Annotated in this window: 14 protein-coding genes; 5 read left to right on the top strand and 9 right to left on the bottom strand. The window is 42.4% G+C overall.

Annotated elements, in window-relative coordinates; genetic code table 11:
- Positions 1–24: 24 nt before the first annotated feature.
- From VB775_RS05290 to VB775_RS05255, 8 genes are all read right to left on the bottom strand, one after another.
- Entirely contained in the window at positions 25–2106 is a 2082-nt protein-coding gene (locus tag VB775_RS05290; protein WP_281005615.1) for a ribonuclease catalytic domain-containing protein, read from the bottom strand.
- Between the two features lie 150 nt (positions 2107–2256).
- A complete protein-coding gene (locus tag VB775_RS05285; RefSeq protein ID WP_281005614.1) occupies positions 2257–2433 on the bottom strand; it encodes a hypothetical protein in 177 nt (58 codons plus the stop codon).
- Positions 2434–3234: 801 nt separating this feature from the next.
- The gene (locus tag VB775_RS05280) at positions 3235–4089 is read right to left on the bottom strand and encodes a hypothetical protein (protein WP_281005613.1); all 855 of its coding nucleotides are present in this window, start codon (positions 4087–4089) and stop codon (positions 3235–3237) included.
- Positions 4090–4304: 215 nt separating this feature from the next.
- Entirely contained in the window at positions 4305–6341 is a 2037-nt protein-coding gene (locus tag VB775_RS05275; RefSeq protein ID WP_281005611.1) for a ribulose bisphosphate carboxylase small subunit, read from the bottom strand.
- Positions 6342–6509: 168 nt separating this feature from the next.
- Entirely contained in the window at positions 6510–6818 is a 309-nt protein-coding gene (locus tag VB775_RS05270) for a EutN/CcmL family microcompartment protein (RefSeq protein WP_094532071.1), read from the bottom strand.
- Between the two features lie 114 nt (positions 6819–6932).
- On the bottom strand, positions 6933–7274 hold the full coding sequence (locus VB775_RS05265) for a carbon dioxide-concentrating mechanism protein CcmK (RefSeq protein ID WP_190578735.1): 342 nt from the start codon (positions 7272–7274) through the stop codon (positions 6933–6935).
- A 104-nt stretch (positions 7275–7378) separates the two neighbouring features.
- Entirely contained in the window at positions 7379–7687 is a 309-nt protein-coding gene (locus VB775_RS05260) for a carbon dioxide-concentrating mechanism protein CcmK (RefSeq protein ID WP_094532067.1), read from the bottom strand.
- 892 nt (positions 7688–8579) lie between these two features.
- Positions 8580–9326, bottom strand: coding sequence for a carbon dioxide-concentrating mechanism protein (locus VB775_RS05255; protein ID WP_281005610.1), 747 nt, complete (start codon positions 9324–9326; stop codon positions 8580–8582).
- Positions 9327–10113: 787 nt separating this feature from the next.
- On the opposite strand from VB775_RS05255, the gene VB775_RS05250 reads away from it, so the two are divergent.
- Positions 10114–11121: a response regulator gene (locus VB775_RS05250; protein WP_281005609.1), complete on the top strand. Its 1008-nt coding sequence runs from the start codon at positions 10114–10116 to the stop codon at positions 11119–11121.
- A gap of 148 nt (positions 11122–11269) precedes the next feature.
- On the opposite strand, the gene VB775_RS05245 is transcribed toward VB775_RS05250, so the two are convergent.
- Positions 11270–12046: an energy-coupling factor ABC transporter ATP-binding protein gene (locus VB775_RS05245; protein ID WP_281005608.1), complete on the bottom strand. Its 777-nt coding sequence runs from the start codon at positions 12044–12046 to the stop codon at positions 11270–11272.
- Positions 12047–12144: 98 nt separating this feature from the next.
- On the opposite strand from VB775_RS05245, the gene VB775_RS05240 reads away from it, so the two are divergent.
- From VB775_RS05240 to VB775_RS05225, 4 genes are all read left to right on the top strand, one after another.
- Positions 12145–13161 carry a FecR domain-containing protein gene (locus VB775_RS05240; protein WP_281005607.1) on the top strand — a complete coding sequence of 339 codons (1017 nt, stop codon included), beginning with the start codon at positions 12145–12147 and terminating at the stop codon, positions 13159–13161.
- A 233-nt stretch (positions 13162–13394) separates the two neighbouring features.
- Complete coding sequence (gene lipB / locus VB775_RS05235; RefSeq protein WP_281005606.1) at positions 13395–14111, top strand: lipoyl(octanoyl) transferase LipB; 717 nt, start codon at positions 13395–13397, stop codon at positions 14109–14111.
- A 40-nt stretch (positions 14112–14151) separates the two neighbouring features.
- Complete coding sequence (locus tag VB775_RS05230) at positions 14152–14775, top strand: Vat family streptogramin A O-acetyltransferase (protein ID WP_281005605.1); 624 nt, start codon at positions 14152–14154, stop codon at positions 14773–14775.
- Positions 14776–14988: 213 nt separating this feature from the next.
- Entirely contained in the window at positions 14989–16059 is a 1071-nt protein-coding gene (locus VB775_RS05225; RefSeq protein WP_281005604.1) for an FAD-dependent monooxygenase, read from the top strand.
- Positions 16060–16078 lie beyond the last annotated feature (19 nt).

Here is a 16078-nt window from a genome sequence, read left to right as displayed (position 1 = left end):
GCACGAAGTGCCACCTATTATTTTTTACAGAGTTGCAAATTCAGATTCAAGGCGATCGCTGTCTCGCTCCATTTCCATTTCTAACACTGAGGTAGATTGCTGCGCCTCTTGGAAATAAATAATGTCTTTGCGGGGATCGACTTCACCAGTTTTAATGCGGAGATTATCGCCCACTTGAATCTGGCGATTAATTCGCATCGGTAACTTCAAGCCTAAGTCCTCAATCAGCACTAGTGCCAGCTTTTCATTTTCACGTAGCCAGTCCAGCATCAGCGCTTCCCACACAACATCTTTGTTGCGGCGCAAATATTCTAAACTCCAATAACGTACCGACTGCTTCTCGACCTGATTAGCATCCCAAATCGCAGGATCGATCGCTTGCAGAATAGCCGTGAGCATTTCCGCCGTAAAAGGCAAAGACTCCCCGCGCAAAAAAGCTTTGATTTGCCAATGGGCTAGTAGATCACTATAACGACGAATTGGTGAAGTTACCTGTGCATAGGCATCCAGACCTAAACCTGAATGGCGCGACGCATACAGCCCTAATGAACCTTTAGTCATGCAGCGACAAATCGCAAATTCACGCACGGGACCCGATGGCAATTGCATCAAAGTATCGAGGGGTGGCAATTCAGGCTGTTCTTGATAACGATAGGGGATGGGAATATTGTTGGTCTGGGCGAATTTGGCGGCGACTTCACCTGCAAGGATCATCATCTCGGCGACCAGTTGACGCGAGAAGGTATCTTCCATCAGTTCTAAGGTGAGGCGATCGCCATTCTTAGAGTCAACCTTAACGCTGGTATCGGGTAAATGAATTTCGATCGCACCTTGATCAACGCGCCATTTTTTGCGGAGACGGGCAAAGTCAGCAAGGCGATCGAGATCGTCCTCCACACCGAGTTGTAGCATTTCTTCGACATCTTCATAGGTGAGGCGATAGTTTGGCTTCACCAAACTTGCCACAATTTCGTAATTAGCAACTGCGCCGACTTCATCCAGATCGACAGCAAAAGACATCGCATGACAGATTTTGTTTTCAATCAAACTCATGGGGCCAGCCGCTAGCTCAATCGGAAACATGGGGATAACGCCCGTGGGTAAGTAGACACTTGTTCCGCGCTTACGAGCATCTTTATCCAGAGGACTTTCAGGATCGAGCCATCTTGTCGGATCAGCTATATGAATCCAAATGCGTTTACGTCCATCCGCTAGCGTCTCAATACTCAGACCATCATCAATTTCCGTGGTACTAATATCGTCAATCGTATAAACATGTAGATGGGTGAGATCGCGCCGCAAGTCTCCCATGTTGTCAGGAATTGGTGCAGTGAAACATTCTTGGGCGGCAGCAATCAATTCATTGGCAAAGCGAATCGGAATCTGGCTACGCAGCAAATTAAGATTTTCATGCTCACTCCAAATACCGAGATCAACGAGCATTTGGAAAGCAGCTTGTTCATTTTTAGAACGTTTGGCAAAACTTAACAGCTCTTGAGCCGCAGCTTTGTCTGAGGCTTCATCACCATAAAGAGCATACCGCTCTAGACAATCTAACCGACTGCGATCGCTAGTTGTCCATGCTACGTCACCACCTGAAAGCTTGGCAGTTAGCTTTTGCTGAAATTCTTCGATTAATTTAGCTCTTTGAGCCGCAGCATCAGCTTGATGTTTTAACTCGGAGACTTGTGAGCTTGAGCGTGGCTCATAGAGATCGCCTTTTTGCTTAAAGTAAATTTTGTCATTACTTAATAAGCAATAGGATGCGTAGGAAGTAACCGCAGATAATTCTGAGAATAGAAGATTTGCCAGATCATTGGGATTTGTAGCTTGGTTATCTTCGATCAAAATTTCCCATGCGACTTCTAGGCTAGAAGGGTCGAGAAATTTTTCAACTTTCTGCAAAAATGAGGGGATTTGCAGATGGGTGAAACTAGAATTTTCACCACTAGCTTTGATGGTGTAGTTAATTTCGCGGGGATGGATGGTGTGGGTATTGCCATTTTCATCGATCGCTTGAAAGTGTTTTTTACCTTCAGGACGATCAATTACGACAAGGCGGCGATCGCCATGCAATTTCACTTCGACTAGCGTACCTTTTTCCAAAATTGCCCCTTGTCCACCAAAGCCAAAAATTTTCTTTAATATTCTACCGTTTTATATAGCGGTCGCTATACAAAACCAAAAACTAGAGGCGGTGCAAAGCACCGCCTCTAGTTTTTTGGGTAGCAAAGCTACTCCTTTAATTTACTGAAGTTAGACAATTTCATATTGCATCGTGCTGGCGATCGCACCAACCGCAGAGGCGGCGATCGCAGGTTGGTAAGCGCTAAGTGCAAATAATGTTGATGTAGGTTGTTTGGGGGCTGCAAGCATAGCAGTTCCCAAAACTAGCAAGGCAATACTAGATTTAAGGCTAAAAGTGCTATTCATCTTCATATTCCTCCAACAATCTTTTCCCAACGAACCCAATGACTAAACTTTGATTCTTTTTGTTTCTAGAGCCTTAGTTAAAGTGCATTTATAGACTTTGACTATAATAATTTTCAGATTTATCGACTAAATATCACTTTAATTACATTCATGATAATTGATATATAAAAGTAAAAATGTAATTTAGATATCAAGTTCTGAGTGATTTTAGTCACATACAGTTAGCACTATAGCTGTTGCCTTTCTTGTTAGGACATAAAACCCAAATAGTGTGAGGCGGCGCGAAGCGCCGCCTCACACTATTTGGGTTTTGATTTGTCCTGATACAGGTCGATAGCTATATCAGCCATACAAACCCAGAAACAAAGTGATTTATCATTTGTTTCTACTGTATAGGTTTGATTAAAAATCAGAAAGCGCTAACTGGGTGATTTACATGGTTTGCGCTCAAAACCAAGCAAAGAATTTTATAAAGCGTTGCTAAGTACAGGACAAAAAGCTTGAAATGCTCTCCCAGTAAGGATTTGGCTCAATAAGCCCGAAAGCTTTACTTAGTAACGATTTCAGGGGATTTTGGCGTTCTATTTTTGATTTTTTGTCCTGTACTTAGAAAGCGTTGTATAAAATTCCTTCTGATTCGTTCAATTAATAACTGGTGTTACTTAGAACATAGATAATCATGATATTTCAATGTCATCTTGAAAGAGGATTTGGAAACCAAATCCCTACATTTTACGGTAGGGGCTTGGTCTCCAAGCCCCAATCTCGGCTTCTACAGAACATGAGAATAGCTACCGTAATTTAGTTTTGTGGATAAAGCCTTTTGATGAAGCGATTAATTTGAGATTGAGCATGAGCCTTAGCTTGTGCAGAATTCGCAGTTGCTAGAGTCGAGATATTGGCTTCTAGAGGATTTACGGCTGGATTAGCTTGTCCACTCAAAACATCAACAGTTTCTAAACCCTGATCCGCGATCGCATCTGTGGGAATCTCAACCTGTGTTTCTGTGACTGTGCGCTCTACAGAGTTAGCAATAACACTCTCTGGTGTTGCGGTTAAGCTCGTATGCACATAGGTTTCCGTCGTTGATCGTTCAACTATATTGTCATTGCCAGCAATACTATCAGCACCATTTAAGTTTGCTTGATTGAAGCCGATCGCCTGCCCAAGATTATTGGCTAAGGGTTGTGCCGATGAATAGGTATGTGTAAACGAGTGGTTTGTGGGCGACGTATAAGTCTTACTAATTTCTAATTCTTGGGCGATCGCAGGACTCGCCTCTTTCTCCACTGCACTTTGCTCTAAACCACTAATCAAAGAACAAGGTGGCACGATCGCGCCTTTGCCAATTACCGCACGCACAATTGAACTCGAAGCACCAATGCAAGCCCCTTCCCCAATTTTACAAGTTCCATAAACTAGAACCCCAGCCCCCAAATTTGCCCCAGCCCCAATTTCTAAAAGTCCATCTTGGGCATGAAGAACAGCACCCATGCCAATGCATACACCTGCAGCGATCGTAATTCGTCCACCCTGATCAGCTTGGATCAATACGCCCGATGCGATCGCCGCCGTCTCATCGATCACTACATCCCCACAAACGTAGGAGCGAAAATCTCCGATCGGTTCTAAAGGTGGTAAGTAGTTCGATTGCATGATTTTTATATTCTCTAATACCAATTCACGAGAATGTGACAACACTTTTGTGAATTAAAAACTAAACCTAGTAAGGGTTTTCAAGTTAAGAAATGGCGTAGCCATTTCTTAACTTGGTATAAATTCATCAAGGGCTTTGCTAAATTCTTGACAACAATTACTCGCTAATTACTTTCTAAATAGAGAACCTCGCTTTGCGAGGTTCTCTAGAAACGTTACTTTGCAGGACGTTGAATAATACCTTCAAATACGCGACGTTTTGCCTTGGTGTCAATACCTAGCAAACGCACATACTCGTCACCATGCTCAGCGAGACAAGCTTCTAAGGCTCGAATTACTTCAGACTCGTTTGAAGCGGCGATCGGTGAACAGCTATGCCAAGAACTAGTACGGAAATGCCGCTCATCAGCATGTTCAGTGCCAATGCGATATCCCTGAGACAACAGTTGACGAATCCGTGACAGCATATCTGCACTGAGATTACCAACACTACCGCCACCATAGGAACTATTGCTAGAGTTGCTGACCTTAACCGCAGTCCGAGTTGCAGCTACAGGCTGCCCCCCTGGGCGATGTACTAGCAGTTCGACAACTCGGCGTTTTGCCTTGGTGTCAACTCCGACAAGGCGCACATACTCATCGCTATATTCAGCAATGTAGTTCTCTAAAGCAGCGATCGCTGCCGCAGGACTGCTAGCTGTAATAGCGGGCAGAGTCTGCCAAGAAGTTGTACGGAAATGACGCTCATCGGCATGTTCAACACTAATGCGATGACCTTGAGCCAAAAGTTGACCGACGGTAGTTGATACATCATTTGCCACACCATTGCCATTGGTTGCACGAGGTGCGCTATAGCTGGCTGCTGCACCATTACCATTGGACTGACCAATTCTCACCGCTTGACTATCAGCACGTTGAATAATTGTTTCTACGACACGACGTTTCGCTTTAGGATCGACTCCTACCAAACGCACATATTCACCTTCATGCTCAGCCAGAATACTATTTAATGCCGCGATCACTGTAGATTCATTGGATGCATCGATCGCAGGGCCAGTCATCCATGCTGCGGAACGAAACCGACGGGCATCAGCATACTCAGTACTAATGCGATATCCTTGAGCGAGAAGTTGACGAACTTGGGTAGAAATGTCATTGTTGCTCACATTAGCTGCGCCATTAGATGAAGCTTTAGGTGCAGTGTAAGTATTGTTACTAGGAGCAGAATTGCTAATTACCACAGGCTTATCGCTGGGGCGTTGAATAATTGTCTCGGCAAGGCGGCGCTTAGCTTTAGGATCGACTCCAAACAAACGCACATATTCACCTTCGTTTTCAGCTAGAGCATTTTGGACAGCCGCAATTACGGTTGAAGCTTCAGATGTATGTGGGATGGCACAGGACTGCCAAGATCCAGTGCGAAATCGACGTTCATCGGCGTACTCAGCCGCTACATGGTAGCCCTGAGCTAAAAGTTGTCGTATTTGCTGTGCTAGATCCCCATTCATAGGTTCATTCCTCTGTGCTGGTGTATTTGTAAGGTTTTGATTAATTTGATTAGAATGTTGCTTGTTAAGCTGTGTATTAAAACTGGCAGCAGCATCACTGATTGGCTGTGACGAGTTCTCTTGTTGTTGGCGAATCGGTGTAATGCAGGCAATATCAGCAGCACAGCGATAACCTTGTCTTAAGGACTCGTTGATACCGACAACATGACTCGCAAAGTTTTGGTCTGATTCCCGTACATTCGGTAGCAGATCGGCTTGTTGCTGCGTTGTAATCACTGCACCAGAAGGAACATATTTACCCGCAGGAATTTCTACATCTTGGACAAGGGCATGTAAGGAAATAATGCAGCCGTCACCGACTCGCGCATTAAATACCGTCGAGCGGAACCCAATAAAGCAATTATTCCCCACATAGGCTGGCCCATGGATCAAAGCCATATGCGTGATGGAGGTACTATCACCAATCCAGACAGAATATTCTTTACCGTCATCGCCAATCACGCGACCTTTTTCCAGACCGTGAATCACAACGCCATCTTGGACGTTCGTACTATTGCCAATATGAAAAGGATTACCCTCATCTGCACGAATCGAAGTTCCAGGGGCAATCAAAACATTAGCGCCGATATAAACGTCGCCAATTAAATTGGAAAAAGAATGAACGTAGGCGGATGGATCGATTTTGGGTTCTGCCAAGTTCCTAGACCAAGGTGTAGGGGGGGCAGCAAAGCTACGAACTACCATAGTGAATCTGCACTTCTAAGCTTTACTTATATTCTGATTGTCAAAATCGAGAGTATAAGAACTTAAAAGCGCTCCTCCAAATAACAACTTAAGCTACAACGTCGGAGAACTGTATATTTACTAGCGCTGATCAATAATTGAACGAGAGATACTTACGAATAAATACCTCTATAGCATTCTCTCACTGTATTTTTTGCTGTAGAGAGTGCGATCGCTCAGACTCACGGTGTCGATGATCGCAATAACTGCGGCATCAATCGGACGGTTTTCGCTATTTGTCACTTGTCTAGCACCACTACCACGGGTAAATAGCACCCATTCGTCTACCCCAGCACCGACTGTATCAGCAGCCACTTCGTACTCTGGAAGCAACTGCCCTTGCAAATCAATAACTTGCAAAAGCAGAAACTTAGTTCCAGACAAATTGGACTCTTTGTAGGTACTGACGACCGTACCGCAAACTTTAGCGATTTGCATATTGTTATGAGTACGTTTACAGAATGAATGAAATACGGATAGATGCTAGGCAAAGTCTGAGTAATAACAAAAACAACCTTTGGATAAAGGTTGATCGCGCTAGCTAAGTCCTTACTATGGACGGTTGATAGGACGGATAGAGTTCACATTGTCACGGAACTGATCGACTTCTTCGGTATAACGAATAGGTAGAACGTATTCAAGATTTTCGTGAGGACGCGCAATGATGTGTGTGGAAAGTACTTGTCCGCCGTTTACACGCTTTACGGACTCAGTACCTGCTGCTACTGAAGCTTGTACTTCGGATACATCGCCACGGACGATAACGGTTACACGACCACTACCGATCTTTTCGTAGCCAACTAAGGTTACGCGAGCTGCCTTGACCATAGCATCTGCTGCTTCTACAACGGCAGGGAAACCAAGGGTTTCAATCATTCCAACTGCGATCGCCATAATTAATGTTCTCCTATAAAAAACAGATAATGAAATTAATGAAAATTTAGTCTTTTGATACTTTTTTGAGAGAGTCTTTTTGAGACAATCTTTACTAAGTAAATTTAAAAAGCAAATTGCTCTACTTCTCGCGTATAGCGAATAGGCAGAACGTACTCTAGGTTTTCGTGTGGTCGAGCAATGGTATGAGTCGAAACAACTTCGCCCCCATTAACCCGATTTGCACCTTCAACACCAGCAGCCATGGCAGCTTTCACCTCAGAGATATCACCTCTGATGATGACAGTTACCCGTCCACTACCGATTTTCTCGTAACCCACAAGGGTGACGCGAGCAGCCTTGACCATAGCATCAGCAGCTTCTACAACTGCGGGGAAGCCTCTGGTCTCGATCATTCCAATACCGATCGCCATAATTTAAGTCAGTGTCCTTACGACTCTCTAAAAAACTGAAGTTCTTGAGGTTGTATCTATCAAAAGATGTAGATGCACAAGCGCAACTACTGATCTTAGCTACGATCGGTTCGCTTTAAACATCAAATTTCAAATTTTTAATACAAAATAAAAATGAGATGACGCTCGGCGCTTCAGCAGCTACATTTTTTGTAGTCAGCTTTCGCAGCTAATTTACAGAGATATTTTTGACTTACTGTTGCAATTAATTTACTTAACCTAGTTATTAAAAAATAGTAAATAAGTATTTATTACTACAGACTTAGCCATTCTAAATCTGAATAATCAGGGAGAATGAATAATATTAATATATTCAACTCTATCTTTATATATACGATAACGAGTGGCGGTACATTTGACAATATAAGCCGTCATGATAAATCTAAATAGTGCATATAATCTTGGCTTATTAGCATCAAGATATATAGCGATCCTAAATGATTTGTAAGATTTGGAGGGTTGTGAGAGTGCGACCCTTCGGGTCGCACTCTCACAACTCATTTAGGATTGCTATATTTCTTTCCCATTTTTAAAATAGGCTCTCAACCCAATAATTGTTATAGCTCTGTATGCCTAAGTAATACCAAAACACAAAATGGCGTAGCCATTTTGTGTTTTTAGAAACCTTACTAGGTTTGGTTTTTAATTAACAAAAGTGTTGCAACACTTTTGTTAACGTCAGTTCGATATAGCCATTTGCGGCGTGCTTCGCACGCCGCAAATGGCTATATCGAACTCACATTTTGTTAATTGGTATAGCGTGAGTTCAGGATAAGCTACAAAATTACAAAAGCCAAAACAGTAAAAGCTTTGCTTTGCAAAGCTTTTACTGTTTTGGCTTTTCTAAATCATCTTAGAGATCGCCTATCGAAATAGTTTCGACTTCGGCAATCTCTAAGTTAGGTAATTGTACTAATTCTCGCTCTTGCTCTTGCAAGGAAATCATGGGGATGCTTACAGGTATTGGTGTTTCGATCCAATATTCTGAAGTTGGCAAGGTTTCTTCGAGATCGTCAAGAGGACGAGGAATAATCATCAGGGTATGAAACTCGCCAATACGTTCGGCTTCATACATTCCTGCTTCGATCGCGATCGCCACATCGGCGACATTGCCACGAATAATTGCTGTGCATAACCCTGCCCCAATAGTTTCATAGCCTGCCAGATTTACATCTGCTGATTTCAACATCATATCGGCGGCTCCCACCATCGCAGGAAAACCTCTGGTTTCCAGCAAACCGATCGCTTGATTACTCAGACGGCTATATTGACCATCTGTTAACTGACTAAGGCGACTACTAATTGGCAGAATCGCTTCTAAATTGGGGTAAGGACGGGGAATCACAATTGTGGAGACTAGTTGCCCAAATTCTCTGGCAGTTTCGGCTCCTGCTTCGACAGCCATGCGAACATCGGTAATTGAACCACGGATAATCGCCGTACAAAAACCATTGCCCACTTTTTCATAACCGACCAGTCTTACCGTTGCTGATTTGAGCATCATGTCAGCAGTTCCAACGATCGCAGGGAAACTAATAGTTGAGACCATTCCCAAAGCACTTCCTGAGAGATCGATTCTTTGAGATGCACTACTAGACATTAGCTAAACACAATGATTAAAAGAATTTATGTGGAGGGGAGAACACTCAACATTACCAAGTATCTTAACTGATATAGCTATAGCCATCAATGTTAGGGTTCTATAGCTATAGCCACCTGTATCAGGACAAATCAAAACCCAAATAGTGTGAAGTGGCGCGAAGCGCCACTTCACACTATTAACAAGACTGACTACAGCTATACGACTAAATAACTGATGTTACGTAGAACGCTGAAATTGGGACTTGGAGACCAAGCCACTACTTTTGCAAATATTTAGGGATTTGGTCTCGAAATCCTCTTTTAACGTGACATGGAAACATGATGACGATCTTTGTTCTACGGTAACATCAGTAAAATAACTGAAGAGATTAAAATAAATTTCAGAGAGTAGCGAACTGTCCCAATTTATTCAGAATTGCGATAGCACTTTACGGGTTGGTCGCCTCTTCATAGCAGTTTGAATAACCAGCATTTTGATTTGACACAAATTTCCCGCAAAAAATCTAGATATTCCAATACAATTTTTAAGCTATAGATAGTCTAAAGTTTAATTGTTATAACAATTATGGGTAAACCATGCTTAACTAAATAATCTATGGTGATTTTCAAGTATTTGAGAGAAACATGTCTGAAATATGGGCTTCTGACAAATTCTCACAATTCGCTATATCTAGGCAATAAGCTTTTCATGTATTTTCAAGATATGGAGTAATTAGTATCTCAAAAACCATACTATAGAGCGATAAATTCTCATACTGCGTTCAAAATGGTCTAAAGATAGGAACATGCAACTGCCTGAAGCCTTGCCTAAAAAAGATTCCGTGCTAGTTATAGACGACACGCCACCCAACTTACATTTGCTAATAAGTATGTTGACACGTAAGGGTTATGAAGTAAGTGGTGTAAGTGATGGCTTAACAGCATTATCAACCGTACAGACTGAAATGCCTGACTTGGTGTTGTTGGATATTAATATGCCAAATATAAATGGGTTTCAGGTCTGTGAGCAATTAAAGTCGATTGATAGCACTCGAGATATTCCTGTCATTTTTATTAGTGCGCGGGACGAGGTTTTAGACAAAGTACAAGCTTTTGCTGTTGGGGGGGTTGACTACATCACTAAGCCATTTCAAATAGCAGAAGTACTGGCTCGGGTAGAAAATCAGCTCACATTGAGAAGATTGCAAAAACAGCTACAAGAACAAAATGAACGACTCAAACAAGAAATTAATAGTCGGATTATTGCGGAAACTTTATTGCAAGAAGCTAATGAAAAATTAGGGCGCTTAGTTAATTTAGATGGTTTAACGCAGCTTGCCAATCGACGATGCTTTGACGAATATTTAGATCAAGAGTGGCAGAGACTAGCTAGAGAGCATTTGCCCTTGTCTTTGATCATGTGTGACATTGATTTTTTTAAAAACTATAACGATACCTATGGGCATGTAGTTGGTGATGATTGTCTACGCAAGGTTTCACTTTTGATTAAGCAATCAGTACGTCGTCCTGCGGATTTGGCGGCGCGTTATGGTGGCGAAGAGTTTGTGCTAGTGCTACCAAATACTGACATCGAAGGTTCTATGGCTATTGCCGAAATTATTCGGCAGGGGCTTCTAGAATTAGCCATACCCCATGAGGATTCGGCTGTTAGCGAGCTTGTGACGTTAAGTATGGGAGTGACTTCTTTGGTTCCGATGGTCGATTCCCACCCTTCAGTGTTGGTGACAGCGGCTGACTATGCATTGTATCGAGCTAAAGAACTAGGTAGAAACCAAACCTACCAAATTGGTTAAACCCAAAATACAAGTAGCGGCGCGAAGCGCCGCTACTTGTATTTTGGGTTGTGCTAAGCAAACCTTTGTTTAACGTATGTTCGACGCAAATGGCTATATCGAACTCACGTTTGGCTAAGAAATAGCGTAGCCATTGCTTAACTTGGCATTAAAATTCATCGCTTTTCTGGGGACTAGAATCGCGTCTCAACAAATCATCAATCTCTTGCCAATTGATTAGACTTGCCTCAGCATCCTGTACTAATTCTCCCTTATGCAAGCAAATGAGGCGATCGCACCATGTTTGAACTAGATCAAGTTGATGGTTGATCATGACTACGGTTACAGGCTGGGGTGATTGAGTTATCTCAGTTAGGGTATCTAATAGCAAATGCGATAAACCTCGATCTAATGCCGAAGTCGGTTCATCTAGCAAGATTACCTCTGTCTCCATAATTAAAGCTCTGGCGATCGCTATCCATTGTCTTTGACCGAGGGATAGCTCTAGTTCTGAGCGATTGAGTAACTTGCGATCAATTTGCAATTTGTCAATCCATTTTTGCGATCGCCCATCAATTTCACTTTGGGGTAAATTTTGCAGCTTGAGTGGATAGCTAAGCGCTTCATGCACAGTCATCCCCAACAAGCTCGGTTCCTGTGGAACCAGCATCACCCTTCGCCGTAAAGTCTGAATGGGAATTTCTTGAATATTTTTGCCGTCGAGAAAAATAGTCCCCACCGATGGATCGGTCAAACGATTGAGTAAGCGTAAAAATGTCGTTTTTCCCGAACCCGTTGCGCCAATTAGCGCAGTTTTGCTCCCTTGGGCGATCGCTACTGAAACATTCGTCAAAAGTGTGCGAAATTTAGTTTGGTAACTCACCTGATCGGTTGAAATCAAACTATTATTGGTAACTAACTCAGACGTTAATGAAACCTTTTGCATAATGTAACTGTCTTTTGCGATTAGAGATCGAGAAATTGGGACGCAACCTTCAATTTATTAAACCCTGTCTCAAGCTCAATTAGGGAGATCAATCACATATGTACTTATGGAACCATTTACCAAATTCTATACAGGGAGTTGTTAGACAGCCTCACCGAAAGCGACTTGCCTTTTTCTTGACAGGTGTATGCATTTTTGCGCTAGCGGCTCCACAGATTGCCCCTGTATCTGCACAATCAACTCAAGCTACTGTGCAGGAAATTCTTGATGGAAATCAAGTTTTTATTCAAAATAAGCGAGCATCTCTCAAGGATGTAGCAAAACAGAAACAGCAAGTCCGCACTGGTAATTCTAGGACTGCACTTTTGTTTAATACTGGTGCAGTTGCTCGGTTATCCGCTAATTCAGTTCTAAATATTGGGCAATGCGCCCGACTGAGGAAGGGAACAATTTTAATTAATGGTGCAGTTAATGCTTGCTCAGCATCGATTACGACAGGTGTACGCGGAACAACTTATCTGCTAGAAGTAGATGAGTCAGGTAATCAACAGGTCACAGTATTAGAGGGTGAAGTTGTGGTCAAGCGCAATGCAATTCCCCTCATTGATGAAGATGACGAGCCAACAACTAAACCAACAACTAAACCAACAACACCAAGCAAGCCGAAGCCCAATATCATTTCTCCAGCTATAGCGCCCAAGGTAAAGCAATTTACAACACCAACTGTACCGACAAGACCAGTATTACCAACAACGAATCCTCAACAGGGAGGGCAATCTGTAGATCCTCTTAATGGAAAGCCAGCCAATGACAAACCGACACTCAAAATTGAACAGGATTCACAGCCTGCCGATCAATCAGATGAAGTTGTCCTCAAAGCTGGTGAAAAGGTTGAAGTTAGTCAGGAAGGTACTTTGGGAATAATTCAGCAACTGACGGAGAATGAGTTTGTCAGACTACTCCAAGGAAATCTATTTCAGGGCTTTACCAATCAAATCCCCGGAATTGATAAGGTTCGTTCAGTTTTTAATGGTCTATTTCCAGGTGCAAATTTCCCAATTTCAATCCCAAGGATACCAACACCAAATATTCGTATTCCAAGATTTCCGTTTTAATTCACTGCGCTTTTTCTGGTATAGCAACGCAAGAGTATAGATAGGAAAAATCAAAACCAAAAAGATGAGTGGCGGCGCTTCGCGCCGCCACTCATCTTTTTGGTTTTATGTCCTAAGCAAAACTTACATTGCTATGGTCCTAAAAAGGAAATGATTTATCATGGTAAGGGATGGGCGGCACTTCGCGCCGCCCATCCCTTACCTATTTTTCTATAGTTATTCAAGCTTTTAATATGAATCGAACTTGTTTGCTTTACCAAGGCGATCGCCCCATTCCATATCTAACAGCATGGCAATGGCAGAAAGAACTCGTTGAGGAGCGCAAACAAGCAAGACGAGAAGGAAAAGACTTACCCGATGTTTTATTGCTAATTGAACATCCTGCTGTTTATACACTTGGTCAGGGATCGAGCTTAGATTTTTTAAAATTTAGTCCTGATGATCCTCATATCGAATGCCATCGCATCGAGCGCGGCGGTGAAGTCACCCATCATGCGATCGGGCAATTGGTAGCCTATCCCATCTTAAACCTTGACTATCATCAACGCGATTTGCATTGGTACTTGCGCCAACTTGAGGAAGTAATCATTCAAGTATTAGCTAATTTTGGCGTGGCTTCGCAACGCATTCAAGGCTTAACTGGTGTATGGATTAATAACTCAGGTCAAAATCAAAAAATCGCTCAAGTTGGCATTAAGGTTAGTCAATGGATCACCATGCATGGATTTGCGTTGAATATAAATATGGACTTATCAGGATTTGATCGCATAGTGCCTTGTGGAATTACCAATTGCCAAGTTTGTAATCTTGATCAGTTTGTACCAGATATTAAGTTTGTAAAAATAAAGGAAGCGATCGCCCAAAGCTTTGGCAAAATATTTGATTTAAACATGCAAATCCCTGTTGATTCCCTTCAAAAAATAAGCCCAGTAAAGGTTTTAAATCCATAAAATGGCTATGCCATTTTGAGATTCAGTATGAGTGGCATCTATGAACTATCCCGATCGCACAAATCCCCATCCAATGGCAGGATTTCCACAAGTCTGTTTTATTCAGAACACAGTTACTAACCCGAATATCATCATTGGCGACTACACCTATTACGATGATCCAGAAGATTCAGAAAACTTTGAACGTAATGTCCTGTATCACTTTGACTTTATTGGCGACAAGCTGATCATCGGTAAATTTTGCGCGATCGCTCGTGGCGTGAAATTCATCATGAACGGCGCAAATCATAGTATGTCTGGTATCTCTACCTATCCATTTCAAATCTTTTGGAATGAATGGAAACCGCAAAATCTGGAATTCCCTTACAAAGGCGATACTGTGATTGGGAATGATGTCTGGATTGGCTATGAATCTGTGATTATGGCAGGCGTAAAAATAGGCGACGGCGCGATAATTGCCTCCAAATCTGTGGTTACTAAGGATGTGCCACCCTATGCGATCGTTGGTGGCAATCCTGCTACATTGATTCGTAAAAGATTTGAAGATCAAGCGATCGCGCAGTTACTCGAAATTGCTTGGTGGAATTGGGAAATGGAGAAGATAACTAGAAATCTAGATCGAATTGTGAGTGCGGAGATATCCGCCTTGCAAACATGCGCTTAAGAACCCATTTAAGAATTGTCTAGATCCCCCCACCCCTCCCCTTAAAAAGGGGGATTGGGGGGATCTCTTGGAGCTTTTTTCAATAGAAAGTAACTCTTACATAGTTTCTAAGTTAGAGTTATGGCAATGTTACATAAAATACAAAAAGCTGATAGATAAAGAAATATTGATTATGATCAAAACAACGCCAAATTAAACGTCAAAGAGGCTCAAATGATTTCTACCAACAGCAAGATAGGTATTATCGGCGCAGGAACATCAGGGGCTTATCTTGCCAGTCTACTTATTCAAGAAGGATTTCAAGTTACCTTGTTTGAGAAAGCCCCAGTAGTCCGTACCGATGGATGCGGCATTCTAATCGTCCAATCGGGAATGAAAGCTCTGCATGAGGGCAACCCCAAAATCACTCAAAAAATTATTGAAGCTGGTAATCCTGTTAAATTGTTTGAGTTCCGTAATCTTAAGGGGGGATTCATCAATTCAGAATCTGTTACCTATGCGGAAGATGAACTGCCAGGAATGCTCGTCCATCGCAAGGCAATTTTAGAAGCAATTCTCGATACTTTACCAACCGATCGGATTCAATTTAATGCTCAATTAGCTACAATCTCTCAAACTGGTCGTAGTGCGATCGCCCATTTTAAAGATGGTAGTCAATGGGAAGGAGATTTAATTATTGGTGCGGATGGGATTCTATCTAAGGTGCGTCAGTCTGTCGTTCCCAATGTTGAGCTTCACTATTTAGGGGATCTCGTTTGGCGCGGAATTGTTGAAGATCATAGCTTCTGTCCCGAAGGTAACTTTTTTGTTTATGTGCGGGGTCGCGGCATTTATGCCAATTTTTTTCATATTGATGCTACTCATACCCATTGGGGATTCTTTATTGAAACTGAACAAACGGATGCTGAGAAGGGAATGCTACAGCCGATTAATACAAATATTCCTGCTCAAGAATTAGCGAAACTTCCAGAAGATGCCCGAAAGGTAATTGAATCAACACATCCAGAAACGATGATTTGTCGTTACTCCTACGATATCGATCCCTTACCTCAGTTATATGATGGGCGCGTTCTTTTAATTGGTGATGCGGCTCACGCGAAGAGTTCTACTCGCGCTAGAGGTATGACTTCAGGATGGGAAGATGGCTTGTTGCTAACGCAGTATCTCAAATCGAGCGCCAGTATTGACGAGGCGCTCGAAAAATACCAGACCGAGAGATTACCAATTGTCCATGAATATCAACGCACAAGTCGCGAAGTAAGTCGAAAAATTGGTCGTCGTTAACAAATAGAGAGAGTGCGCC

Source organism: Pseudanabaena sp. CCNP1317 (genome assembly GCF_034931345.1).
In the GTDB taxonomy this organism is placed as follows: domain Bacteria; phylum Cyanobacteriota; class Cyanobacteriia; order Pseudanabaenales; family Pseudanabaenaceae; genus Pseudanabaena; species Pseudanabaena galeata.
Note: the sequence above shows the minus strand (reverse complement) of the source record. Positions and strands in the feature narration are given on the sequence as shown.

Excerpts from the sequence above, each read along its gene's own strand:
- VB775_RS05285 (WP_281005614.1), bottom strand. The coding sequence starts at position 2,433 with ATGAATAGCACTTTTAGCCTTAAATCTAGTATTGCCTTGCTAGTTTTG.
- VB775_RS05280 (WP_281005613.1), bottom strand. The coding sequence starts at position 4,089 with ATGCAATCGAACTACTTACCACCTTTAGAACCGATCGGAGATTTTCGC.
- VB775_RS05275 (WP_281005611.1), bottom strand. The coding sequence starts at position 6,341 with ATGGTAGTTCGTAGCTTTGCTGCCCCCCCTACACCTTGGTCTAGGAAC.
- VB775_RS05270 (WP_094532071.1), bottom strand. The coding sequence starts at position 6,818 with ATGCAAATCGCTAAAGTTTGCGGTACGGTCGTCAGTACCTACAAAGAG.
- VB775_RS05265 (WP_190578735.1), bottom strand. The coding sequence starts at position 7,274 with ATGGCGATCGCAGTTGGAATGATTGAAACCCTTGGTTTCCCTGCCGTT.
- VB775_RS05260 (WP_094532067.1), bottom strand. The coding sequence starts at position 7,687 with ATGGCGATCGGTATTGGAATGATCGAGACCAGAGGCTTCCCCGCAGTT.
- VB775_RS05255 (WP_281005610.1), bottom strand. The coding sequence starts at position 9,326 with ATGTCTAGTAGTGCATCTCAAAGAATCGATCTCTCAGGAAGTGCTTTG.
- VB775_RS05250 (WP_281005609.1), top strand. The coding sequence starts at position 10,114 with ATGCAACTGCCTGAAGCCTTGCCTAAAAAAGATTCCGTGCTAGTTATA.
- VB775_RS05245 (WP_281005608.1), bottom strand. The coding sequence starts at position 12,046 with ATGCAAAAGGTTTCATTAACGTCTGAGTTAGTTACCAATAATAGTTTG.
- VB775_RS05240 (WP_281005607.1), top strand. The coding sequence starts at position 12,145 with ATGTACTTATGGAACCATTTACCAAATTCTATACAGGGAGTTGTTAGA.
- lipB (WP_281005606.1), top strand. The coding sequence starts at position 13,395 with ATGAATCGAACTTGTTTGCTTTACCAAGGCGATCGCCCCATTCCATAT.
- VB775_RS05230 (WP_281005605.1), top strand. The coding sequence starts at position 14,152 with ATGAACTATCCCGATCGCACAAATCCCCATCCAATGGCAGGATTTCCA.
- VB775_RS05225 (WP_281005604.1), top strand. The coding sequence starts at position 14,989 with ATGATTTCTACCAACAGCAAGATAGGTATTATCGGCGCAGGAACATCA.